29 protein-coding genes are annotated in these 24,137 nt (G+C 41.1%); 1 reads left to right on the top strand and 28 read right to left on the bottom strand.

Features of this window, described 5'->3' with window-relative positions:
- The 14 genes from AAA970_RS26700 to AAA970_RS26760 all read right to left on the bottom strand — a co-directional run.
- Positions 1 to 194, bottom strand: a 194-nt coding sequence (locus AAA970_RS26700; RefSeq protein WP_338240003.1) for a hypothetical protein, incomplete at its 3' end; no start/stop codon positions are given.
- Positions 195 to 308: 114 nt separating this feature from the next.
- A complete protein-coding gene (locus tag AAA970_RS26705; protein WP_338240004.1) occupies positions 309 to 479 on the bottom strand; it encodes a hypothetical protein in 171 nt (56 codons plus the stop codon).
- Between the two features lie 165 nt (positions 480 to 644).
- Positions 645 to 1,733, bottom strand: a complete 1,089-nt coding sequence (locus AAA970_RS26710) for a Fic family protein (RefSeq protein WP_338240006.1) — start codon at positions 1,731 to 1,733, stop codon at positions 645 to 647.
- 166 nt (positions 1,734 to 1,899) lie between these two features.
- The gene (locus tag AAA970_RS26715) at positions 1,900 to 2,481 is read right to left on the bottom strand and encodes a recombinase family protein (protein ID WP_060688889.1); all 582 of its coding nucleotides are present in this window, start codon (positions 2,479 to 2,481) and stop codon (positions 1,900 to 1,902) included.
- A 136-nt stretch (positions 2,482 to 2,617) separates the two neighbouring features.
- Positions 2,618 to 4,003 (bottom strand): MBOAT family O-acyltransferase, encoded by a 1,386-nt coding sequence (locus tag AAA970_RS26720; protein WP_338240007.1) that lies wholly within the window; start codon positions 4,001 to 4,003, stop codon positions 2,618 to 2,620.
- Positions 4,004 to 4,006: 3 nt separating this feature from the next.
- Positions 4,007 to 6,055, bottom strand: a complete 2,049-nt coding sequence (locus AAA970_RS26725; RefSeq protein WP_338240009.1) for a hypothetical protein — start codon at positions 6,053 to 6,055, stop codon at positions 4,007 to 4,009.
- Entirely contained in the window at positions 6,052 to 7,161 is a 1,110-nt protein-coding gene (gene hxsC / locus AAA970_RS26730) for a His-Xaa-Ser system radical SAM maturase HxsC (RefSeq protein WP_338240011.1), read from the bottom strand. The genes AAA970_RS26725 and hxsC overlap by 4 nt, the downstream gene beginning before the upstream one ends.
- Positions 7,162 to 7,166: 5 nt before the next feature.
- Positions 7,167 to 8,642: a His-Xaa-Ser system radical SAM maturase HxsB gene (hxsB, locus tag AAA970_RS26735; RefSeq protein WP_338240013.1), complete on the bottom strand. Its 1,476-nt coding sequence runs from the start codon at positions 8,640 to 8,642 to the stop codon at positions 7,167 to 7,169.
- A gap of 19 nt (positions 8,643 to 8,661) precedes the next feature.
- Entirely contained in the window at positions 8,662 to 9,042 is a 381-nt protein-coding gene (hxsD, locus tag AAA970_RS26740; RefSeq protein ID WP_338240015.1) for a His-Xaa-Ser system protein HxsD, read from the bottom strand.
- Positions 9,039 to 9,749: a DUF1036 domain-containing protein gene (locus AAA970_RS26745; RefSeq protein WP_338240017.1), complete on the bottom strand. Its 711-nt coding sequence runs from the start codon at positions 9,747 to 9,749 to the stop codon at positions 9,039 to 9,041. The genes hxsD and AAA970_RS26745 overlap by 4 nt, the downstream gene beginning before the upstream one ends.
- A 532-nt stretch (positions 9,750 to 10,281) precedes the next feature.
- Positions 10,282 to 10,431 (bottom strand): DUF5989 family protein, encoded by a 150-nt coding sequence (locus AAA970_RS27905; RefSeq protein ID WP_420916759.1) that lies wholly within the window; start codon positions 10,429 to 10,431, stop codon positions 10,282 to 10,284.
- On the bottom strand, positions 10,419 to 12,218 hold the full coding sequence (locus tag AAA970_RS26750; RefSeq protein ID WP_338240019.1) for a carbamoyltransferase family protein: 1,800 nt from the start codon (positions 12,216 to 12,218) through the stop codon (positions 10,419 to 10,421). The genes AAA970_RS27905 and AAA970_RS26750 overlap by 13 nt, the downstream gene beginning before the upstream one ends.
- A 360-nt stretch (positions 12,219 to 12,578) precedes the next feature.
- Complete coding sequence (locus AAA970_RS26755) at positions 12,579 to 13,142, bottom strand: hypothetical protein (RefSeq protein ID WP_338240021.1); 564 nt, start codon at positions 13,140 to 13,142, stop codon at positions 12,579 to 12,581.
- Positions 13,143 to 13,330: 188 nt separating this feature from the next.
- Positions 13,331 to 13,474, bottom strand: coding sequence for a hypothetical protein (locus AAA970_RS26760; RefSeq protein ID WP_338240022.1), 144 nt, complete (start codon positions 13,472 to 13,474; stop codon positions 13,331 to 13,333).
- A 200-nt stretch (positions 13,475 to 13,674) separates the two neighbouring features.
- Here AAA970_RS26760 and AAA970_RS26765 point away from each other — a divergent pair, with 200 nt between their 5' ends.
- On the top strand, positions 13,675 to 14,232 hold the full coding sequence (locus AAA970_RS26765; protein WP_338240023.1) for a hypothetical protein: 558 nt from the start codon (positions 13,675 to 13,677) through the stop codon (positions 14,230 to 14,232).
- Between the two features lie 79 nt (positions 14,233 to 14,311).
- Here AAA970_RS26765 and AAA970_RS26770 read toward each other — a convergent pair whose 3' ends face one another.
- The 14 genes from AAA970_RS26770 to AAA970_RS26835 are packed head-to-tail and all read right to left on the bottom strand — an operon-like array spanning position 14,312 to position 24,137.
- Positions 14,312 to 15,265 carry an RAD55 family ATPase gene (locus AAA970_RS26770; protein WP_338240024.1) on the bottom strand — a complete coding sequence of 318 codons (954 nt, stop codon included), beginning with the start codon at positions 15,263 to 15,265 and terminating at the stop codon, positions 14,312 to 14,314.
- Positions 15,262 to 17,907 (bottom strand): zincin-like metallopeptidase domain-containing protein, encoded by a 2,646-nt coding sequence (locus tag AAA970_RS26775; RefSeq protein WP_338240025.1) that lies wholly within the window; start codon positions 17,905 to 17,907, stop codon positions 15,262 to 15,264. The genes AAA970_RS26770 and AAA970_RS26775 overlap by 4 nt, the downstream gene beginning before the upstream one ends.
- A gap of 11 nt (positions 17,908 to 17,918) precedes the next feature.
- Positions 17,919 to 18,071: a hypothetical protein gene (locus AAA970_RS26780; RefSeq protein WP_338240026.1), complete on the bottom strand. Its 153-nt coding sequence runs from the start codon at positions 18,069 to 18,071 to the stop codon at positions 17,919 to 17,921.
- Positions 18,052 to 18,492, bottom strand: coding sequence for a 3TM-type holin (locus AAA970_RS26785; RefSeq protein ID WP_338240027.1), 441 nt, complete (start codon positions 18,490 to 18,492; stop codon positions 18,052 to 18,054). The genes AAA970_RS26780 and AAA970_RS26785 overlap by 20 nt, the downstream gene beginning before the upstream one ends.
- Positions 18,473 to 19,117: a glycoside hydrolase family 108 protein gene (locus tag AAA970_RS26790; RefSeq protein WP_338240028.1), complete on the bottom strand. Its 645-nt coding sequence runs from the start codon at positions 19,115 to 19,117 to the stop codon at positions 18,473 to 18,475. The genes AAA970_RS26785 and AAA970_RS26790 overlap by 20 nt, the downstream gene beginning before the upstream one ends.
- The gene (locus AAA970_RS26795; protein ID WP_338240029.1) at positions 19,114 to 19,557 is read right to left on the bottom strand and encodes a hypothetical protein; all 444 of its coding nucleotides are present in this window, start codon (positions 19,555 to 19,557) and stop codon (positions 19,114 to 19,116) included. Before AAA970_RS26795 ends, AAA970_RS26790 begins: the two co-directional genes overlap by 4 nt.
- On the bottom strand, positions 19,554 to 19,979 hold the full coding sequence (locus AAA970_RS26800; RefSeq protein ID WP_338240030.1) for a hypothetical protein: 426 nt from the start codon (positions 19,977 to 19,979) through the stop codon (positions 19,554 to 19,556). Before AAA970_RS26800 ends, AAA970_RS26795 begins: the two co-directional genes overlap by 4 nt.
- Before the next feature lies 1 nt (position 19,980).
- Positions 19,981 to 20,163 carry a hypothetical protein gene (locus tag AAA970_RS26805; RefSeq protein ID WP_338240031.1) on the bottom strand — a complete coding sequence of 61 codons (183 nt, stop codon included), beginning with the start codon at positions 20,161 to 20,163 and terminating at the stop codon, positions 19,981 to 19,983.
- Positions 20,156 to 20,947, bottom strand: a complete 792-nt coding sequence (locus AAA970_RS26810) for a hypothetical protein (RefSeq protein WP_338240032.1) — start codon at positions 20,945 to 20,947, stop codon at positions 20,156 to 20,158. Before AAA970_RS26810 ends, AAA970_RS26805 begins: the two co-directional genes overlap by 8 nt.
- Positions 20,948 to 20,959: 12 nt before the next feature.
- Positions 20,960 to 21,700, bottom strand: coding sequence for a hypothetical protein (locus tag AAA970_RS26815; RefSeq protein ID WP_338240033.1), 741 nt, complete (start codon positions 21,698 to 21,700; stop codon positions 20,960 to 20,962).
- Positions 21,697 to 21,912, bottom strand: a complete 216-nt coding sequence (locus AAA970_RS26820; RefSeq protein ID WP_338240034.1) for a hypothetical protein — start codon at positions 21,910 to 21,912, stop codon at positions 21,697 to 21,699. The genes AAA970_RS26815 and AAA970_RS26820 overlap by 4 nt, the downstream gene beginning before the upstream one ends.
- Entirely contained in the window at positions 21,909 to 22,367 is a 459-nt protein-coding gene (locus AAA970_RS26825; protein ID WP_338240035.1) for a hypothetical protein, read from the bottom strand. Before AAA970_RS26825 ends, AAA970_RS26820 begins: the two co-directional genes overlap by 4 nt.
- Before the next feature lies 1 nt (position 22,368).
- On the bottom strand, positions 22,369 to 23,193 hold the full coding sequence (locus AAA970_RS26830) for a hypothetical protein (RefSeq protein ID WP_338240036.1): 825 nt from the start codon (positions 23,191 to 23,193) through the stop codon (positions 22,369 to 22,371).
- Between the two features lie 2 nt (positions 23,194 to 23,195).
- Positions 23,196 to 24,137 carry a hypothetical protein gene (locus tag AAA970_RS26835; RefSeq protein ID WP_338240037.1) on the bottom strand — a complete coding sequence of 314 codons (942 nt, stop codon included), beginning with the start codon at positions 24,135 to 24,137 and terminating at the stop codon, positions 23,196 to 23,198.

Below are 24,137 nucleotides of genomic sequence, written 5' to 3' on the forward strand. Positions count from 1 at the left end.
CTGCTCTTGTTCAGGTAATTCATTACCTGTTTGAATTCTACATCGGAAAAAGTGGCGTTATTATGCTTTGCCAAAGTCGCCCTCAAATTCGCCAAAAGGGCATTCTCATCAGGGATGTCCACTTTCTCATAGCCCATTTTTTGAAGTTGGGCAATTAAGTTATTCTCTAAAGCTTGCTCGGATTGTGTAGTCATTCTATATCAAAAAATCTATCAGAGAGCAATTTAATAGGATTTTTAGAAAGGGGAAATATAAGAGGGAAGCTATAGGCAAATTTTGCCGTTAGCTATATTAGGATAGGAAGACTTCTATTGGCTCTCATCCCGCCATTTCGCAATAATCACCCCACTAACGCCCATCATTCGATAAATATCCGAAACAGACTTCCCCGAAGCTAAATGAGCCATCATACTATCGTATTGATGATGTTTCCGGATATTCTTACTGCTTGGTTTTCTGCCTTTGAACTTGCCTTCCATTTTTGCCACAGCGATTCCAGCTAAGGTTTTTCTTTGATGATCTCCCGCTCGAATTCTACAAACCCGGCCAACACCCCAATGATCATCCTGGTAGAGGGAGTCAGGGACCACCGATCATTAAAACAAACTGTTTTCAAGAGCTCATTTTTTTGGGCAGAGTAGGAGTTAAACCTCCTGCATACCATTTTTCAATAATTCAAATAAAGAGCGGTTGATATAATAATTGGTATTTCCATGAGTTTCTTTTTTCAGCAGGTTCAGTTCACACAGTTTATCCAGATAAGTAGAGACAGTCTGACGGTGCTTACCCAATTCTTTTTGTAAAAACTGTACTTTGGTATAGGGATGTCGGAAGAGATGTTCTAACAGATCTTTGCTATAAAATTTCGTTTGTTCCCGCATTACCTTTTTATAGGTATGCATTTGCTTCTGAATTATCCGGATCAGTCGGATGGTTTCATTGGCGGTTTCTTCTACGGTTTTCAGCATGAATAACACCCAATCTTCCCAGGCATTTTCATCCCTGACATTTTGTATTTTGTGATAATAGTCGGCTTTATTTTGATTAATAAATCGGCTAAGGTAGAGTACGGGTAGGTCTAATAGGCCAGTCACGGTCAGAAACAATACATTGATAATTCGGCCGGTTCGTCCATTGCCATCATAAAACGGATGTATACTTTCAAACTGGAAATGAATAATCGCCATTTTGATTAAAGGGTCGAGATCCTGCATTTCGGTATTGTTGATGTAGGCCTCTAAATTTGACATCAGATTTATAATATCTTCCGGATGCTGTGGTGGGGTATAAATTACTTCTCCCTTTTGATTTTTAAGAGAGGTTCCCGGAACAGCGCGAAAGCCTGCTTTATTCTTCTCAAGGGTTTCCTGAATTTCAAGGATGTGCTTATTCAATAATAGCCCTTTTCCCTGCACTAATGCCCATCCTCTTTTTAATGCTTCCGTGTAATTTTGAACTTCTTTTGTGGCAATGGAATCGAAGTTTTGATCCAGTTGATTACGGAAAAGTTCATCATGGGTCGTCACGATATTTTCTACCTCGGAACTGTCTTTAGCCTCCTGAAGTGCTAAAGTATTCAGTAAAATTTCTTCATTGGGGATGCTCTTCACAACACCTTTTAGCTCAGCTAAGGCACGACTTGATTTCGTGAGTTGTTTGTAAATACCAATGGATTCAAAGTTAGAAAGCGCATATGGTAGTTCTGAGAGGGAAAAAGGTGCTGTATTGGCCATGTTGAATTTTTTCGATATTTCCGTCATTAAAACAAGGAGTGTCGAAAAATTTTCTTTTTTTCGACATAGGTTAAATGTATGTCGAAAAAATCAATTTTTTTCATCATAGCTAAAAAGAGTGTCGAAATTTTCATTTTTTTTCGACACGCTGTGTTTTGAGTAGAGATTAGGAAGATTTTCCCTGATCCCTCCATTTCGCAATACTCACCCGACTTACGCCAGTCAACCGATGAATTTGTGTCACCGACTTTCCGGATTCCAAATGGGCCATCACGCTATCGTATTGGTGGTGCTTCCGGATATTTTTCGAGCCAGGCTTCCGGCCTTTAAACTTTCCTTCCACCTTCGCCAGGGCAATACCTGCAAGGGTCTTTTCTTTAATCACCTCCCGCTCGAATTCCGCAAACTCAGCCAGTACCCCGATGATCATCCGGGTAGCAGGTGTTAAAGACCAGCGGTCATTGAAACAAACCAAGCCTTGATTCTTAATAATCACCTGGACCTTCCTGCGACCAAACCAATTGATCGCCTGCTTTACATCCTCTGCTTTCCGACCAAAACGGTCCAGACGGGTTACCTCCAACTCCGAGATCTTACCCGCTTCAATGGCGCGGGTTAATTTCTTAACGGCCGGCCGCTCAAAAAACGGGATGGTGCCGGAGCACTTATCGATGAACTCTTTGCCTTCTCCTTTTTGGATGGCGATGTTCTGACCTTCGGTGGATACTCGGATGTAAATTGCTTTCATTTTGAAAAAATTTGAACGGGTAGGGTAGTGATATTCGGTAAAGATCAAAAAAAATCAGAATACCAGCAAGTTATGGTATTCTGATTTTGGATAGGGGTAGCCTATGGGTTAACATTAATCATAATGACATTTAGAGTTAAAATTGAAAATAAACAAATTCTCTTTGTCCTATATCACCTAATAGAAATATCGAAATAATTTGGATGTCTAGTATCATTAAGTTTATTAGATTGTGTTTTGAATGTAGTTTATTATATGGATATGAAAAATATTTTATTCTATGTGTGTCAATAAATATGGAAAATAATAGTAGGATGAATAAAAGGATATTATGCCTTGATAATAATTGATAAATCGTACTAAAGTTGAAATCCAGTGGAATTATTATCATATGTTTGTAAACATTAATTATAGTACTATAATCAGGGAAGTAAAAACATATCCAGCCTAATGATATTATTGATGTTGTAACTATTTGGCGAAATACAATTGCTTTATCTAAATATTTTGTAAAGGGAATATACTTTTTAACCAACTGTTCAACTACGTAAAGTAAGCCATGATATACTCCCCAAAGAATAAAGTTATATGTTGGCCCGTGCCAAAGACCACTAACCATAAAAACAAAAATGACAATAACATATTTGTATTTGCTTTTGCTACCTCCTAGAGGGATAAATAAATAATCCCGAAACCACGTTGATAGAGTAATGTGCCATCTATGCCAAAAGTCTTTCAAAGAAATCGCCAAGAACGGTTTATTGAAGTTTTCCGAGAGTCTAATTCCCATTGTATTAGCTACGCCAATAGCGATATTTGTATATCCGCTAAAATCAAAGAATATATACATATAATATAAAAAGCAACTAAACAAAAGCGTTGTAGTATTTTGTCTCTCATAACTATCCATAATAGGGGATACAATATCGAAGACCTTATTCGCTATAATTAGCTTGCAGAAGTATCCGAATACTATTCTTCTACCTCCTTCGATAAATAATTGTGGAGAGGGTTTCTGTAATTTTTTTAGTTGGCTAAGTAAATTTTGTGCCCTCTCTATTGGACCCGATAAAATCTGAGGATAGAAGGATAAGTAAAGAGCAAAACTGATCATTTCTTTCTCAGCTTTAATACGGTTTTTGTAAATATCTACAAGGTAGCTAATCGCCTGAAATGAATAGAAAGACACCCCAACAGGAAGCAACCAAGCCCCTCCATTCAAGGAGAATAGGTATTGTAGCTTAAAAATTGACAGGATGGCAATCACTAATATCACTCCAACCCCAAGTAGCTTTATCTGCTTTTTCGGCTTCTCTGGATTCTCCTCGATCCACTTACCCAAAAGATAAAAAACCACTGTTATAAGTAATAGTAACCATACAAATAAGCTATCCATCGCTGCATAGAAGAAGTAGCTCAAACTTAAGAGAAGCAGTTGCCTTACTTTGAGTGGCTTTATCAAAAAGGTAAATACCATAGAAAGAAAGACAACAATCAAGAACTCTGAGGATGTAAAGGACATAAATTACCGAGGTCTAGCAACAGGCATCTTGGGCCCCTGCTCAATTGTTTTGATATAAATACCATTGTTTAACCCATACTCACCAGCATAGATTATCCGTTTGTTGTCTGGGTGGAAAGCTGGGTCCCATTCATCCCCCTTTGTTGTTGTAATACGCTCACTGTACCCCTCCTCGATAGAATAGACAAAAAGGTCCCAATTATCACTGTAAAACCCTGCGTATGCTACTTTCTTTCCGTCCCAAGAAAACGAGGGGTCCCACTCGTCATATGGTGTTTCGGTAATTTTCATTACCTCTTCCTTTTCTAGATCATACAGGAATACGTCAAATTGCTCTTCAACTTGTTTAGAAATGTACGCCACAGAAGACCCATCAGGCGAGAATACTGGACGCCAGCTTTCATAGGCATCAGTGGTTATATATTGCTTTTCTTCATTCTTCAAATCCAAAATGACGATTTGAGGATTGGTAAACCCCCCTTCCTCATCCACTGTCCACTCAGGGTAAGTTAGCTTGCCACCATCTGGCGAAAAATAAGGTATTGCTCCAAATTCTGTTGGCGATGAGGTAATTACTATCCTTTCGGACTGGTCAGGATTCATCATCACTACATTGGTTTGCAAGGTAGCCTGATCTCCTTCTGTAAAAACGAGCTTATCATTTACCTGACAGTAATGGGGATGAATCTCATCTATGTCATTAAAGGTTAGCCTAGAAACGTTATGCATTAAGCTATCTCCTACAAAAATCTCCGTATTCCTGTCTTTAAATGACTGGTACAGGATTTGTGAGCCATCCGGACTAAAAGTAGGATAACGGTCTCCCACAGAAGATGTGCTGAGCATTTTTACCTCAGTCGATAAGTACCGCCTGTTAACAGCATTTGCCAATAACTGGTGCCCATACCTGTTAAGGTGTTCGTCATAGTCAAAGAAAGGGAATGGACCCTGTCGCTTAAAGCTGTTGTAGGTGTCGATTACCTCAATACCCAAGTCTTTTCCTATTTCAGAAACCAGTCTGTTGGGCCTTTCCATATCCAAGTCTTCTTCTGCTATATCATAAGACTGCAGTACCTCTGCCAAGAACCTGTCAGAGACTTGTTCCTTGGTTGGGATCAGCAAAATTACCAGCTCTGCGTTATTGCGTATACATTCCTCATTCAAAAGTTCGATATAGTGCCTGACATTGGTAATGTCTGCCTCTTTTTGCTTAGAGCTTTCCTTGTAGAAGATATTAAACAGCTCATTCTCCTTTCTTGAAGGATAAAATGGCTCTGTCCAGCGTCCTAGGGGTAATTCAGCGGGATTGGCATACTTAAAGTCATAAAGCAGATATCGGATAAAATTGCTATGCTGCATCAGGTAATCAGTCCAGCCAAAGTTCCGCTCCTCCACTTGCATAAAATCATTGAAGTTACACAACTGCAGAAAGACTTTAGAGGCATTAAGTTTGTGGCCTTCATATTTGTAGTAGGCATATTCCTGAGGAATGCCAAAGCCACTAATCCCCGCATTAACAATTATCTTATCCGGATTGTCACGGTATAAAAGGCTTGTGTACAACTCTTCAAATTCTACCTGAGCCCCCTGAGTATAGGAGTCACCAATAAACAGCCAATCTGCCTTGCTGACCTCCTTGTCACTCAAGGAGTTTCTAGAAATTCTGAAGCCTTGGCTATTCGTTATATAGTCTACCGAATACTCCTTGTCATTGATTCTCTGGTTCAGGTATGGTTTATTAAAATAATAACCCTCCTTAATATTATAGAGGTCTTCAATATTATACTCAATAAAGTTATTGTTGAACACGAGCTCCGCATGCAGAAAAACGGAAATAATGGCCGCAAAGTTAACCACATAAACATTTAGCGCATTGGTTTTAAAAAGCAACTTACCTATAACCAACACCACAATTAAGCCCAGACAGCTCCCTAACGACAATAGCAAACTGTTAGTAACCGCATATATGACAAAAGGGTTGAAAAAAACACCCCCTAGTAATACATACACTATGTTGGTTAATGCGTTCGCCTTCCTCTTCAAATTACTCATACCGAAGCAATCGCTTTTATATTTGCACTATGCTGCTTTGAGGTGGTAAATACGCCTCCACAAGACTCTAGTTGGCTACAATTCGCACACTCGTCCAAATACCCCCTCTTCCAGTCGGATATAGAGTTTCTGGTAAACTTCCACAGACGTTCCGGCAACAAGCAGTGCTGTAGGTTGTATATGGACACATGCATACCAAATGAGGAAAGATACTCTACTGCCTCAGCAAGCTCGTTGGCATACTCATCTGGATTGATAAAGAGCTTTTCTGTGTTATAGGGCGTGTATCCTGTATACTCTAAACCCATGAATGCAATATGCTCTACAAACGGCAAGTTCTGGTAGATAAACCTTGCCAATGCAGGCAACCTCTTATAGGTTTGCTTGTGCAACACAACCCTTACCTCCAAACGTAGGCCATAGCGAGCAGCATTATGCAGGCCTATCACCGTCTGGTTAAAAGCATCCTTTGCTTGTACGATATAATCATGAAGAGGTGCATAGTCTGAATACAGCGGCACTCCATAAACCGTCTTATAGTGCTCTATCTGACTGATGCCATCCACCACATTCTTCCAAGCGAAGGATCTGCCATTGGTCAGGACATGCACGTCTGTTTCGGGCAACTGCACCTTCAGCTTATTGAGTAGCATAGGGAAACGCTCTCCCAACAAGGTAGGCTCTCCCCCTGTAATGCCTAACTCTTGAACCGTTTGAGGCATAAGGTCTATCACCTGATTATTAATGCCGTAGTAGTGGTCAAGGTCCTCCTTGTCTTTTGGAGGTTGGGAGCACATCAGGCAGTTGCTATTACACCTGTCTGTTATAAATAAGGAGTTGTGAAATGAATTGCCTCTGAACAAAGACTGCACACTTCCCCTGCCATCTACCAAAACGATATCTCCCTCATCCAAATGATTTAGGTTCCTCACTCCAATAATAGCCGGCATGGCCACTTCTTTTTCAGATGCCTCGCTTAAAAATGCCACGGGATCAGCAGACTGTTGCTCATTTCTCAGGTATATTCCCTCATCTGAGTGCTCTACACGACCAACTAGGATATGCTCTACCCCTATGGCCTTTCCTCTGGTTCTTAATAACGTCATAGCGATTAGTTGTAAGGATTGTTATTGATCCAAGACCTAAAAATGGCCTCATTTCCGGCTTCTTTGTCATCAATAAGCTTCAATAAGTGCTCAATAATCCCCTTGTTCTTGATACAATGGGTAGAAGTTGGTCGGTGACCCTCTATATCTCTCTGCGTGGCGTAGTTACGTACAGGATCTGCTCCACAATAAGCCTGCAGTCCACAGTCAGAACAACCCGCCAAAGACTCCACTGCCCATGACTCGGCAATCCACTGCGCTTTTTCTCCGTAGAAGATGTCTTGATAAGAGTCTGTTATCTTACCAAGCCTGAAGGTGAAATCCTTATTTTCTGCCAGCATTCTAGATTCATCACTGGCATACACGTAACCGTCATAGTTATACACTACCACGCCATTGATAATCCCTGCCGGAGACTGCAAGTCAACAAAGCCTGGTGTAAAGGGTGTCAGAATCTTCTTCAATACAATAGAAGCATAGTCTTCAATAAAGAAAGTCCCCTGCCTATTGAGCTCTAAAATATAATCAAGTCCTTCCTTATAGAACTCAAGATACTTCTCAGCCTCATAGATATTTTTCTTGGCATTCTTTAAAGCAAACCCATAAGGACTGATTGCTCTAAGAAAAATATGGTTGAAACCATTTTCCAAATAGTTGTCTATAATTGCCCTAGGATGCTCCAGACTTAAGTGGGTGGTAGTCATCAAAGCAGATATATTATCCTCAGGAACAACTTCTCTACTTCTTCTTAAACCATCTACAACCATATCATAGCTAGGGGTACCTGTTTTGGGGCGGTTACTGTCATGAATAAATGCAGGGCCATCTAGTGACATAGACAGTAGCACATTTCTCTCTTTACAGTATTCCAACATTTCTTCAGTAATCGGTGTAAGGTTAGTACAGATTACGAAGTTGATATTCTTCTGGCACTGCTCATTTAACTCGATAGTACGCTCAATAGCGTATTTCACCTTATCAAATGCTAGTAACGGCTCTCCTCCCTGAAACTCCATGGTAATATCTGGAGAAGGAGACATCAGCATCAGGTCTATTGATCGGTCAATATCGCTATAGCACATATCAAATGCTCCCTGAGTTTCCGTTTTTCGGGAAACCTGACAATAATGGCAAGAATGATTACAACGAAGCGTAATCACAAATATGTGCAAACCTGTAAAGTGGTCGAGAAATGCCTTTTTGGTGCGGTAGCGGGTTGCATAGACATCTATCAGGTCCGGCACCTGCTTCTCTGAAATAAAGAACCTTGCTATAAGGTCCTGATATAGTTCGCTCTCACTATCTAGGGTTCTTTCAACAACTTGCTGTACCGTTCCCTTGTCACAAATCAAGAAATCACCAACCTCATTTACCAACACTTCTCGGTTCTCTGATATTCTATGAAATTTAAAGGGCAGTAAAAAATACGGTTCGCTACTATTTGGAGAAAATGCTGTATATGGCTTAAATTTCCTACTCATGCTTTTCGTTCAACTACTTTTAATACTTAGGGGTATAACCAACAGGGTCTGAAACCTCTCCTGGAGGAGGATTATCAAAATCATCTGAGTTAGCAAAAGCCTTAGCTATTAGCAATTCTCGAATAAGACTGGTCTCATCTTGGACAAGATCACGTAACTTATAATCGTATAAGTCCTGCTTAATCTTGTTGGATAAATAGGCAAATAATCCATCAGAAATCTCCCCCTCTTTTTTTGTCAACACCACTTCGTACTGTTCTCCTTCTTTCTTTGAGAAGTCAACCACACACTCCTTACTATACCAATAGAAACATTTAAGTACAACAGCCTCCTTATATTCATTATCACTGACCGTAACGGCTAATTTCGTCTCTGAAATTCTATTTATTTTGACCATCATTTCTCGCATGTTATTTTGAATATACAATCTCCTAAGGAATCACCATTTACTGATACTTCCCTCATTCCATATGTTTCCCCCTCAAAGGATTTGAAATTATCTTGCCCTTCCCATTTGTAGGAGTTAGATTCAGCATAAAAGTATAAATTTGAGTTGTTTACATTAACAACATATGCTGTTTCATCAGGGGCAACTTTCCACCAACCTTTTGTAGTCCATAGGCCCGTTGAAATATCCTTATATCTTAATAGAACATGTATAGTTTCTCCACATAAGTTCTTAAACTTAATCCTGTCATGAGTCTTCTTAACTGGCGGTTTGGTGAAAGTACTACCGCCATTTCCGTTTGAATAGGTTGAAGTAGATGGGTAAGTTGTTGAAGGTGTAGTTGTTGTACTTGAAGAATAGTGAGAAAAGTGTGAGGCATGTCCAGAGTTACTGGAATAATGTGACCTGTGAGATTGATGTGACCTATGTGATCTGTGCATCTTAAAGTCGAACTCACCCATGCTGTTTTGCCTCAATAATAATTTAGGTTTTAAGTTAAAATTTGGGGTTAAAGATAAAATCTCCCCTTCACTATCAAATAGTTTATCTTCCTCTAGATTTTCATTGGACGTTACTCCATTAACATTTCCAGATGTCGTAAGATAGGTCAGAGCGCCCATAATAGTGTTTTTTACTAATTTGCTCAGTCTGCTTTTCATTTGTGAAAATGAATTTTAATTAAATGATCTAAAAGTTGGTATTAAAAATGAAAAATATGATATGATTTTAAAAGATTAAATATCATGGCTTATTTGCACTTAGTTTGGTGAAAACTATATAATATATCGATAGATGATGCATCATTTTGATAGTTTGTTATTAGCTAATATTTAAATGGTATGATAAAGTGGGAAATTAGTTACCAAGGTTTGTGAAAATCATTTTTTGAATAAGTATAATTACGTTGAGAAAAACCATTATATGATTTTGAGGTCAAATGTCGTCTTATAAACCCAATTGGAGTGACTAAAATAAAGTAGGCTATTGCCAATAATATTGAAGTCAAAATTGATCTCACAAAATTAGAAATACGATCCCAAATATAATTAACTCTTTTGCGTACCCGACTAAAAACTAAGGATACGGTGAATATTATTATTGGAAATAAAAAAATCAATATGGAAATGGGTGTGTGTAGGAACAAAATCATGCACCATACACTGATTCCAACTGTCGCTCTATATTTCATTATTAAAAAAGAGAATAAATAAAAGGTGATAGGTATGGGTTTTCAGTAGCCACGGCCAAAATGCCTACAATGACCACAAAGATCACAATAGGTATTAAATAGTATTTTTTTCTTTCAATTATAAATTTAAATAAATCAATTAACGATTCCATATTCTCTTTTTTAGTAAAAAATTATTAATCACTAAATAGTCAATTCCGGATGAGTAAAAACAGTTTAATGCATCGTAGGGAGTTTCAACAATCGGTTCTCCCCTAATGTTAAAGCTTGTGTTTAATAGCATAGGACATCCTGTTGAATTATGAAAATGGGTTAGTAATTGCCAAAATCGTTCATTATCCTTCCTATTAACCGTTTGTACTCTGGAAGTGAAATCAACATGGGTTATACTCGGAAAGGGAGATCGGGGTAGCTGTAGTTGCTCAACTATTGTTCGTGAATGTTTATCTTTTATTATGAATTGGTATTCCTGTCTAATCTCTTTCACAAATTGCATATGTGGTGAGCTTACAATATTGAAATATTGATTAGCATGTGACTGAAGTATGGCTGGAGCAAATGGTCTAAATGATTCTCGAAACTTTACGTCATTGTTTATTACATTCTGAGCATTTACCAGTCTTGGATCTGCTAAAATACTTCTGTTTCCTAACGCTCTGGGTCCAAATTCAGAACGACCTTGATACCATCCTATAATTTTTCCCTCAGACAAAAGAGTAGTAACATCACTAATTAAAGCATCGAATTTAGAATACTTTACGAAAAATGCATTCTTCTTTAATAATTCATTTTTTATTAGTTTATCTTCATATTTTCGACCTAAATACACGTTGTTTATGGTATTATTATGGGTCTTTTTTTCAAGATAAATATTCCAAATAGCTAAACATGCTCCTATAGCTCCTCCGGCATCCCCTGGTGCAAATGGAACATGTACATTTTCAAATATATTTGATTCAACAATCTTCCCATTTACAGCACCATTTAAGAAGAACCCCCCTGAAAGGCAAAGGTTATTCGAGTTTGTTAATTTCTTCACATATTTGACTATCCTTAAGGAGATATCCTCTACGAGGTGCTGAATAGCCAAGGCTAAGTTGCAATGGGATAGATTTAATTTAGATTCGGGCTCTCTTTTTTTAATCCCAAATAGTTTCTCCCATTTATTTGTTTTTATCATTTTAGATCCAATAGAATAATCAAAAAATGATTGATTTATTGTAATTGATCCATTTTTTTTTACGGTAAGTAAATTATCTAATATTAGTCGTTTGTATTTTTGATATTCATTTGAATTATCATCTCCAAATGGTGCTAGCCCCATTAATTTATACTCTCCTGAATTAACCTTAAAACCGAGAAAGTAAGTAAATGAAGAGTACAATAAACCCAAGGAATGTGGGTAATGTTGCTCCTCTAAAATTTTTATCTTATTCCCATGCCCATATCCGATTGTAGATGTTACCCATTCTCCTACACCATCAATAACTAATATTGCCGCATTATTATAACCTGAACCAAAATACGATTGAGATGCATGAGATAAATGGTGCTCTGAGAATAATATTTTCGTTTTCTCCTTAATTATCCCCAACTTTCCAAGTTCTTTCCGTATTATTTTTTTAATAAAAAGGCTCTCCTTACCCCATTTAGGCATTGATTTTAAGAACGTATTTAACCCTTTTGGAGCATGTTGGTGAAAAGTGTCGAGTAAGCGCTCAAATTTTAATAATGGCTTTTCATAGTAGGTTACTATATCAACATTCGCGATCGTCAACGAACAATCTTCTAAGCAAGCCCTTATCGCATTCAATGGGAATGACTTATCGTGTTTAACTCTAGAAAAACGCTCTTCATGCATTGCAACTTTGACCTTTCCATCAATAATTATTGCAGCAGCAGAATCATGATACAACGCTGAAATTCCTAATATGACCATATTTCTAAAAGAGGATTTTGTTTAATAAATCCAAGAGGTTCGAGTTAAAAATAGCCCATTACAACTGGTTTAATTACCATAAGTAAGCTTTTTTTTGCCAAATTTTAGCACCTTTCCCATTATCAGTTGCAATATATCGAAATGTTTTTTTAAAATGGACGTTTGAATTAATATTGTGTCAAACATACATGAAGCACTTAAATTACAGTTAAATATATGTTGCGTAGTTCTTGAAACGGGAGCAAACTGTTTTAAATGAATTTTATTCGACTGAAGTAATTATTTAATGAAACAAATTATATTAAAGATTTTAGTTTGTGGTTCGATACTCAGATGCAAATTGGAACCTAATCAGTATTACTACTCTTCTGAAAACTTCTTAAAAGCTTCTTGTAATTGATTCTGCATATTATCAAAATCCTTTTTGGACATTCTATAAGCTAAAACTGAATAAATAGGGGTACCTTCCATCAACTGTTTTTCGATAACAAAAGCCAACGAATTGGGTCCGAAGTAAAACTCCAATTCTGGATCTCCACAAGCTTCTTTTATCTCATTACTAAGCTTAATAAATTTGTCCTTATTTTTATTCATATAAACAAGTTTAATCACAGGCATTTGTAATGGTAAATTGCCTTTTGCTATTTCGTCAACAACAAGATAGGCTGCCATTTCGTCGACCTCGCTAAGTTTTGTATATATCAATTGATAAAAAGAGTCTCTAGGTCCTTCGTTGGGAGTTAGTGCGCTTTGTAGCAATGCTTTATCATTATATAGGTACCCCTTTTCAGTTAATAATTCACCTGCAGAGAATGGGTATTCATTCCAATTAATTTTAGTTAAATCCTCAAATGTAATGTCTTGTGCAGTAGCGGTTAATGAAGTTATTGTTAGAAAAACTACTATAAACAGTTTCTTAATCATAATGTCAATAGGGTAATTGTAAGTGTGCGAATAATTCAAGTGAATAAAAATAGGCGTATAAACACAAAATCCCCAAGTGAGAAAGGCTTTTCAATTCGATAGTGGGTAGGATCATGTTGATTTATGATTTATGTGGTATATTTATATGATCGTTACAATAATTGTTGTCCCCTTTAGAATTACTCACCTCACCACCACCTCAACATCTTCACCCTCAATCCCCCCTCAAAAACATTAAACATCTGATTCGTATTCGAATACCAGTTTTTCTCAAAGACCGCTCTTCCTCCCTCATGCACATGGATCACCATATCAGAGTCAAATTCCACCATATTTCTTCCCCCAGGTTTTCAATCCGGTTTTATGCTGCAAAACCAGTCCAGTTTTTTAATCTGTTAGGAACAATCTGAAGGTCCAGGAATATTTTTTATCTTTGTTAAGAATTAGTGCTTTTAGAGGAGAACTAAGGATTTGTTTTTTTGATACACTGACTCTTGCTAATTATTTTACTGGAGTCAAATGACTATTTTTTTTGAAAGATTTACTTATAAAAAGTACAGCAGGTAGGACCGAGGTGAAGTTCAATTATAAGTTTAACTCTACTGATTATTTTTTGGTCTTCATAGGTATAGCATGCGTGTACCTGAGTGTTTTAGGTATCACTTCCGAAACGGACATTCAGACGAAAATTTTTTCTTTTTTATTTGGAGTATTAGGAGTGGGACTTGTTTTATTCATGGTTCAGTTCTGGTTAGTAAACTATAGGACCCTGATCATTGTAAAATCAGAAAATGTCTTTGTGCTGGATAAGGTTTATTCCCAAAAAAACATTCCCGCTTCAGAGGTTAAAGGGATCATTATTGATTCAACCACATTGAGAGGTTCAACTGTAAGCAAATTCATCCAGGGGCCTGATTATAAAACCGGTGAGATTTTATTTTTAATGAGGAATGGTAAAGAGATATCTATCCTGCCTATGCCTTCAGCACAAGCAAATAGTGATAAATCCGTAGCAGAATTAAATCGCAAGTCGAAATCAATTGCTAAGAAACTTGGTAAACTGACAGGTTTGAAAATTATCAGGGCTTAATGGTTTTTTATACCAAAAAACTCGCACCTAAAATTAGAAGCTAGGCTTGAAATTTTAACTAGGCAAAACGGCGACTTGCTTACCTCACCACCACCTCAACATCCTCCCCCTCAATCCCCTCCTCAAAGACATTAAACACCTGATGGGTATTCGAATACCGGTTCTTCTCAAACATTGCCCTGCCACCTTCATGGACATGGATGACCATATCCGAGTCGAATTCCACCATATTTCCGCCCCGGGTTTGGCGTCCGGTGGTGGACTGAAAGATCATGATGAAGATGGTTTTCTTGTGCTGTTTGCGGAGGTCATTCAGGTCCTGCTGTTTGGCGTTTGGGATTTTGTTCCAGGAATCTACCACGATCACATCAAAGTGCCGGGCGGCTTCATGTAGGGAAGTAACGCCTTTGGAGGCCTCTGCTGCGGACTGAATTTTCGGGCGGTTTTCCGGATCAATATAGCTGTTGGTATAGTTCCGAATCACCGGATGCGCCGGGTCCATCTCCAGGGTAAAAAATCCGACTGACTTTCCAAGGCTGGCCAGTCCGTTCATCAATTGGAAAGCCAATCGGGTTTTGCCGGCTCCTTTGTCTCCGCGGATGACAATGGCCGATTCATGAGGGGCAAATTCCCCCAGCCATTCTCCAATCTCCCCGGGCAATTTGATTTTGGGTGTAGGATCTTCTGCCCTTTCCAGACTTCCGAAGCCAGCAAAGCCGGTTTGCGTCTTTGGTGTTGTGGCTCCCGTGAGTTGTCGGTACTGCTCCGGCTTGATCGAATGCCCCTGATGCTTTTCGCATTCGCAACCACAGATACAACTCACCGCATCGCCCAGTTCGGAGCCATGAAATTTCCCACCACACTGACATTCGCATTTTGGTCCTGTGGTATTTTCACAGGCGACAGAGTGCTCCGGAATACCTTCTATCTGTGATGTTACCAGATGTTCTTCCATGGATGCGATAATGATCATTCGCTCCGTTTCGTCTTTGGCGTTTTGCAGGGCTTTGATATACTTTTTGGGAATACTCATGAGGCTTTCTTTTTGGTGCCGAACAGGGCGGTTTGCTTTCTTCCCGCTTGTTTGGCTTCCGCTTTTTTCATTTGGTGCTTCGCCAGTTTTTGTTTGATTGTCCCCACCTTGTCGAAATAGGGTCTGGAGAGTTCATCGGCCTTAGCTTTGGAGATTTTTCGTGTGGGATCATCGCTGTTTACCGCAGCATAGAAGCGGGTAGATTTCTCCTGATATTCCTTTTCTGCCGCTTTGAGGATCTTTTCCATCTCCCTTTTTTGTTCTTCCCATTCTTGCTCGGCGGGACTCTTACTCACCTGTCGATCCAGATTAATCACTGTATTAAATTTTCCCATATCAGAGAATCGGTCGAGGTACTGGAAGAACTTTGATTTGGCGCTGAACTGCCCCGACTTATTTCCATAGCCCTTTTCAAATAACCACTTTGCGATCTGATTTTCATGCTGATCTGTTAGCTTGGGGAACTTTCGGCGGGCCTCTCCTGTCCATGTGGCAATGGTGTTTAAATTATTCGAGCTGGTCTTATCCTTGCCGTCAAATTGTAATATTTGCTGTGCAATCCAGCCCTTCGGATTGAGATAAGACAGATTATGAATGGTCGAGGCGTTTTTCCCTTCTTTCTCCCGAATTTCTTCTTCAATCTGTTTTGCGCAGGATGAACCGGACAAACCACAATTGATGCGCTTATTTTGATAGTAGGCTGCACGTTCCAGGTCCGTTTCCTTGGTGGAAAGGGTGTTGGAATTCAGGGCAAAATCAATGGCCTCAGCTTCTGTCCCAGAAAAGATCTTGACTGGAATCTGCTGGAACTGAACATCCTTTTTACTGAGCTTTTTGAAAGCAGCAAAACGACTGTGGCCGGACAACACCTTATAATGATGCGTTGATTTTTCCCGCCAAACCACAATCGGATCGAAGGCCGCCCAGTTGAATTTTCCTTCCTCATAAGCTTTGACAATCCGGTTGGCTGACTCTTCTGAAAAGGCATTTTGTCGGTTCTGGAATCGCTTTTCGTCTGTGGTAATGATGGATAAATTCATCATTTGGACGTTGGCCTTTTTAGAACCAGTTGGCTTTTTTGTGGCCCTTTTGGGTGTCTTTGGCGTATTACCCCTTACCTTTCCGCTGGACTTCCCCTCAGATTTTTTTTTTAGAATGCAGCTTATTTGATCAACTGCCTGCTTTGCTTTTTCCCCATTTTCAGAAGAAATGGGGATTTGCCACACCTTCTGCCTCGGTGCCCAGGAGAAACCATTATCCTTCAAAATCGCACGATCCACTTCACTTGGTTTGCGGGTGAATTTCAACTGCAAGCGTTTAACCTTTACATTGCGGACCAACTCCACTTCAATATTGCTTTTTGGTTGACTTACGGTCTTGGTGGTTTTCTTTGGAGCCTTCGGAGTCTTTGGTTTTGACGGAGCTTTGGGTTTCGGCTCTGGTTTGGCTTCGGTCTTCTCAGGCTGTTTAGACTCCTTCTTTTCGGAGGTGGACTTATTAAGATCCTTTAGAAATTTCAGTTCAAATGGGATACTTTTCTCCCCGGATAAAATATAATCCGCTACTTTTTGTGACAGCGCTGTGGTACGAATAATCCAATTATCATCTTCCTTCATCGCTGCACTTATGGCCGATTGCCACCCCTTCATGTAAGAAGCACCGCGATCAATAACATGATGGAAAATCCCAGCCTGACCACATAAATACATGGCCGAAAGTTCAGCTACCAGCTCTTCCTCGGCATATTTATTATCCCCGAATTTTCGTCCCATGCGGTCCTGCTCATTATCCATCCGGCTTTTGTGCATGGTCGAATGGGAAAGTTCATGAAAGCAAGTGGAATAAAACCGCTCGCTACTAATAAACAGATCAACATATGGCAACTGGATGATATCATCTGATGGACTGTAAAACGCACTGTTGCGATTCCAGAAATTATCTGGTCGGTTGGGCATTTTTTCAATGATCTCTTGTGCCTGCGGAATCATTTCGAAATGTATCAAATCTGCCTCATTGAACTTCATGATTTCCACACCTTTCAGTCCTTGTATATCCACCAGGTTGAACACCTTATAGTATCGAAGGCCTATTTTCACTTCCACCTCACGACCTGCATTCTGATTCGCTATCGCTTCCTGTTTGGTGAGTTTGTTGCCGGCCTCATCGTAGTAGTTTTCCAGGTAATAGATCACCGGATACTGCGCTGTTCCCTTTTCAATTTTACCACCTTTCTCTGTGGCTTGCTTATAAGTCATGAAATAGGGAATCAATTCTTCCTTTAACGCGACCATACCTAACAGGAAATTATTGGTTCCCCGATAGGCATTTTTAGTGGCGAAATTGGTTGGAGTTACCGGCACCGTTACACCGTCTTTGGTTTTGATTTTCACCTTTTTCCATGATTTTCGCCAGGGCAGATCTTCCTCCTTCATCCGCTCCAGCACCATATCGGTAATGATCTGATTGACCGATTTTCCCTCCAGCCCTTCGCCCTCCAAAGCTTCGCCAAGGTCCCCGTTCAGGGCCATGATTTCGGCTTCGGAATAGGTAGGAATGCCATAGAGTCCGGCGGAGCTCTTCGATTGATCATCGGAAAATAGCCACCAGGCTAAAGAGGCGGCGGCCATGGTTGAAAGTATCATGATGGTATTGTTTATTCTGCTAAAATTTCGCCCAGTAACCCGCCCACAAACAGGAAAGCCGAGGCGTCTTTGGATTTAAGACGCCTGGCAATCCAATAGGCCACCAACCCACAAGCGCCCATATAAATCGTTTTTTCTACTGCTTTATTTGTTGATATTTTCATGTCGGTGTTTCTTCCTGATCATGGACAAATCCACATTGGCCGAGAATTGTCCGGCGACTTTTTCAATCGTTCGTCCTGCCACATAACCACCAATACCTACGGTGAGCAGGTTCCAGAAAGGTTCCGGAATGCGGTGCAGCTCTACCGGATAAAAGGCGGAGATGATCACAATAACAGCAAAGCTGAGCATGACCACTGGTCGCCAGTTTCGTTGCAGGATTCCTCCTTGTGCTTCCGCTAGGATCACACGGCTCTGGACCTCTGCCATTTCGGTGAGTTCCTTCATTAGGATTTCCCCTAATTGATTTTTGAGCCGTAGTCGCTCACTGTCTGAGGTAACGACCTGATCCACTATTTTGGCAGAACTGGCAATCACCTTAGAGGCACTACTATTGATGATTCTAGATAGAAAATTTCCCATAGTGATAGAATAAATATCCCCCAATAAGCACCAATGCTATAACGCCCAAGCCAAAGGGTTGCCATTCGGCATACACAAAGTCCGTTGCCCGTTTTTTCCAGCCTTTCAGAAACTTCCTCAAACCCGCGTTGCTATCGGCCAATGCTTCATAATATTCCACTCTGGCAAGCTTGAAGCGGTTAAAGAGGGCTTGTGCATCGACCGAGTTTACTCCGCTGATGGTGGCAGGACCAATAGCTCCGTCCACCTGCAATTTCATACCGAAATGTTGATTCAATACCCGTTGAAGGACCTTGATGGCATTACCTCCTGCATTGATATAGAAGTCAAAGATTTGCGCCTGCAAGGCAGTATCCTGGATATAATCCAGCCGGGCTCTTTTCCAGAATTTTTCAAAGTAAAATTCCCGGACCAGATGATCGAGTTCTGTAGATTCAATCCGGTGATTCCATGGCAGTCTCCCTCCGGCCTGTCCTTTGGCCATATCCACATGATACCACCCTACCCAGTTGGGGTGATGATTACGGGCAATGCCTTGATAAGTCTCCCCGCCACTGTCGCCGGGCACATGGGCATAAAAACCTTCATGTTTCAGGCTTTGATCGAGTATTTTATTGAATGTCATAGGGCTTTATTTCTGATGGCGATTAATTGAAGGTCCGTTTTGGCGAGCACCGGATAGTCCTGATATTCATCCAGCGTCAACAGACGAACAGCATTTTCATGAATGAAATACTTGTAGTGCTGCCCGCCGATTTGCGTGGAGATTTCCAGCATTCCGTTTTCCTTTTTGCCCGTTAGTTTACCGGCCATATTATCCTCATACAATGTCGTAATCAGGCCGGATCCATTGCCGTCGGGAAAGGAAGGATTGGATTTGGTGGAAGTATAAATACCGGTTTTATCCATGGCTACCAAGGCATAAAGCGGGCTTTGCATTGGCTGCTGACTCTGTGACTCTGCAGTATTTGCCGGAGCAAGGTCCGCTATTTTCGGTTGCAAATATTGTGTTCCGATCACTGCGGCTCCAAGGCCAATCATGATATAGAGATCTTCGGTATTCATGCTGCCAGAATTTGATTGAGTTTCATCAGGTCGGCACCGCTGAGTTCTTCGGTCAGGTCCTGCACCACATTTCTTTGGTAGAGCGCCCGGTAAGCGTTGTTCACCGAGGCCATTGAGATGTTGTTCTTTTTCATATCATGCATTACCCGGAAGATTTCCGCTTCATCCGTTCCATCCCAAAACCAGGTGAAGGAAGATGGGTACATGGCCGCAAACAACCTGCTGGCATAAGACGTGCTCATTCCCTTATCGGATTGCACCCCGAACTGATTGGCGGCCTGCACCGCTTTAGACTTTTTGAACTGCCGGTCCACCACATAATAAACCGCAATGCCGACACCGGCTAAAAGGACGTATTTCATCACCTTCAGGCCGGTATCGCTGGTAATCGCTTTGGTTGCTGTTGTTATTGCCGGATTCATTTTAAAGGATATTTTGATAGTTCTTAATCAGCATATTGATGCCGGGCTTCTTACTTTTTTTCGCCAGAATCTCCAGACTTTCCACCGTCAGTTGATTGACAATCGTCTGGATGCAACGGGCCATTTTCCTTCCTTCCGCAGCAGATTTTACATTCACAGAAATTGTCAGATTCGCTTTACTCATAGTCCACCTCCTGATCTGTTGGCTTGCGGAAATTGCTCAACAACTGCCCTAAAAGCTCCTCATTTTGAGCGAGTAATTGCACCAGGATAAAGAATTCCTTTTGGTACTGATCATCCTTGGACAGCAACCATTTTTCGGTTTCAGCAATCACCTCATTATCCGATCCGTCGAAGGAAACATTCGCATTGGCCGATGGCAATTGACCGGCAGACATATCCACGCCCATCAATCGGCTTACGGCCACAGCGGCCAGGTTGGCCAGCACCGGATTCTCGCCGACCTTTTCCATTACTCCTGCTAATCCATTGCTTTGCTCGATCTCCTTCTTTCGATCCTCAATCGCATGGACTTCATCCTTGAGCTGATTCTCTTTCTGGAGTTTAAAATTTTCTTCCTTCAGCCTTTCATTCTGTGATTCCAGCCATTCGGATTTCTTCTCCATCTTCTGCAGGTCTTTTTCGAGCTGCTTGATCATATAGGCTTTGACGTCATTCAACTGATCTTGCGGCATTCCTTCCAAAGAAGAGGGATTGGCCGGCTCAACAGTATCTACCGTCTGCTTCGCGCCGGCAACAAAGTCATCCCCTTGTTTCTTTTTAGTGGTGAGGATGATTTTATCCGGAGCATAAGTGTATTTGATTTCTTCCAGGATATTCACCAGTTCCTGCTGATCCGAAGTGCTTTGATTTTCATAAATCAGATGCTCCTCATCGTCTTTGAAATAACTGATATCTACGGCCTCAAAGCGGGACACGTGCTTGGCAATGCTTAATAATTTATTCATGTGGGTTGGGTTTTATCGCTTGCGTTTACGTCTTCGGAATAATCGTTTGAGTCCTCTTCCGGCGATAGCCACCGGATGATGACGGATCACTTTTTTGAAGAGGGATCGTTTCTTTCTGGTCTGTTTCACTACCGGTTTTTTCGGGGCCGAGACAGATCGTCTTGATTGCGATCTCATCGAAGGAGGCCTCCGCTTAATGCTCATAGATGATCTGCCAGGGGAGCCTTTTTTTTTCAATGCGCGCACCTTAGCCATCAGACTTCTGACCCCTGAACGGGAGGAGCTTCGCCTTTTGGTCAATACTGAAGGCCTGGACTTCACTGGTGCAATGCTGCTCTTTCTACCAAAGTAAGCTGGTTTTTGAAGTACCGATTTTGACTGACTGCATACCGCCAATTCCTTTTTCAATCGGCTGTTTTGCTGAAGGAGTTCCTGTTGTTTTTGCGCTTCCAGGCGCTTTCTTCTTTGCGCTCGGTCCTTCCTTTTTTGGACTGCGAATTGTCGTTTTCTTTCTTCCCGACTTCGGCGAAGTTTAGCCTGCTTTTGGGCTTGCATTTGCTTCGCCACAGGATTGGTATTCTGCCCGGTTTTAACCGTCGGAATCCGTTTGATAGAGGGCACCACGGTTGAACTGTTGGGTAGCTTTTTGAGCGTACTGGAAGGAATGACCTTAGCTGCTGGACGGTCCACATCCACACCAAAAGCATTGGCGACTCCGGCAGCAAATTGTTGAGAAAGGGATCGTTCCATCATTTTATTTTTTTTGAATTCTTATAATCACGGTATTCGCTATGGATTTTGAAGATCAACCAAATGGTGCCCAGAGAGGAATTCACCAGGAAAAAGGTTTTGTTGATATGGTGCCATTCCACTATTCCGAAGAAATCCAGACAGCGATTATAGGCGGTCAGGCTTAAGGCAGCGAAACCGCTTTTATCGAGAAAATTATGTATAAACCTTTTCATAGACTTTGCTCCAGTGCGTTTATTCTGGACTCCAGCTGTTTCAGGTACTGATGGACCTTGTTTACAGCCGCAATGGTGGCCAGCTTGCCGGTATCATAGATTTTTTCATCACTGGACTTTGGCAGGTTGAATCCTGAATTCTTGGAGATTTTGGGCTCCTTTTTCAGGGCTTCATCAAATGATTTTTTCACCGCTTTAGCCGAGGCCGCTACAGTACTTGAATCAGTCGCCACACTATCGGAAAGCGTAATTTCGAAATGCTGCCAATCCTGATTACTGTTGCCGGTCAGTTTGAAAAACTGCTTGCTGTCCAGTTGAAACACCACCATTCCCATATAGGCCAAACCGCTGTCAACCAAAGCGAATCGACTGGCTTCATTTGCACAAATCAGCCGGCTGTCGAAAGGGTCGGAGCTTGCGATATTAAGGCCATATGGAAGGTTGAGTTTGGACATTTTATGGAATGGTCGGTAAAGCGTAAGAAGCAAGCCAGGAATTAATAGCGGCCTTATAACTGATAAATTCCCCGTTATAATCAGCATCCATCACCACTAATCGACTCGCTTCATCTTTGATGATTTTGAAATTTTGCGCCAGACCATCAAAGTGCAGATCATCCATACTTTGATAAGAGTGGGGATTCAGATAAGCGACTTGATTCACCTTATCATAGATCACAAATGAAGCCGCTGATGCCTGACCAGTATTGGTCGGTGTTTTGTACAAAGCCGTATCGGTATCCGTCTGAAAACTGTAACCCGCGCATTCTATCCGGTCCGAATACCGGAGCACCCGAAAGACCAGGGCATCAGGAATTTGATCCCAAATATCATTGTAATAAGGCCGGCATAAGCGTACCTGGAAACTATCATTGGTGCCACCACTTACCCATCGATCCACACGAAGATTTAGCAGGGCGAGCTCAAAAGGAATCTGACTGTTACCGCCAAGGGAGCTTTTCACCTTTTCCCACCAGGATTTCAGCCCTTTTGGTGAGAGGTATTTATAGTCAATGTTACCGGCATCCACTTCTGAATCTGTAGCCGAATTGATCCGCCCAGAGCTATCATACTTTAATGGAATCTCCACCCACCTATCATTGGTGGTGCCTTTCAAAGTATAGTGTTTGTCGGTATCCTCCTGATAGACGATCATGCCTTTGAACGCACGATTATTGTCCACCAGCGCTAATCGCTCGCGAAGGTTGGCTACAATCTGACGGCTGTCGGTGGAAGAGCCGGAGCCGATATATAGTCCGAATGGTAATCTTAATCTGCTCATCTTTACTGCACTTCAAATTGATAAATCATATCAGTGGTATAGCCTTGTCCTGCCAACTCTGATTGGTACAAGTCATAGAAATCCCTATCGTCATTGGCATCCGGTACATCAATTTGCCCGATCAATGAAAAGGAAGCGGATACATCCAGATCAGAGACTTCGGCAAAGGCCATCTTGACTGACCTTCCCGTAGGCACGGCAATGTATAATTGCTTTTCTCCTTTGGGTAGATTGAATTGAAAAACGGATTCATTTCCTGCTAAGAGTTGCACTGGATTTGCATCAGAAAATGATCGAACCTGAGGACCTGACTGTGGCTTTCCTGTGCCGTAAAATAGCCGTTGATACCCACTGATATAAGTAGGAAAAGAAGAACTGATAGTGCCCGCCTGAATTTGTCCTTCCGGCTCTTCCTCTCCCTTTGAATTCTGTTTGATGGGGCCCTGGGCATGATTGATTTGTGCCGTATATTCTACGACTTCATCCCCGATGATATAGCCTTCAACAGCGGTCATGCTTCCGGTTGAAATCGATTGACCATTGCGAAATATTTCCGCCGAACTCACCTCTTCTACTCCTGCATCATTTTGGATGAAAGCAAGAATTAAAGTCTCCGTGATTCTACTTCCTTTCTCTACGGAGGCACTATTGGTCAGGGAGATAAATAACTCCGGTTCCTGATAAGTAGCTCCAATAGTGGGGTTTTTCAATTCCTCAATATCTGCCACGATATTGTCCGGAATCAATTGCCCCCAATCGGCATTTGTGCTGCCTTTAAGGGCGAAATACTGTTTGCTGTCTGCCTGATAGACCACCATGCCCTCATGGGCCAGTCCATCGGTGACCAATGCCTCCCGTGCTGCCTGATCAGCAACAATGACGCGGTCATCAATAGGGTCTGATCCGGCGATATGAATACCAAAAGGTAAATTGAATTTAGCCAT

This window comes from Persicobacter diffluens (genome assembly GCF_036244895.1).
GTDB lineage: Bacteria > Bacteroidota > Bacteroidia > Cytophagales > Cyclobacteriaceae > Persicobacter > Persicobacter diffluens.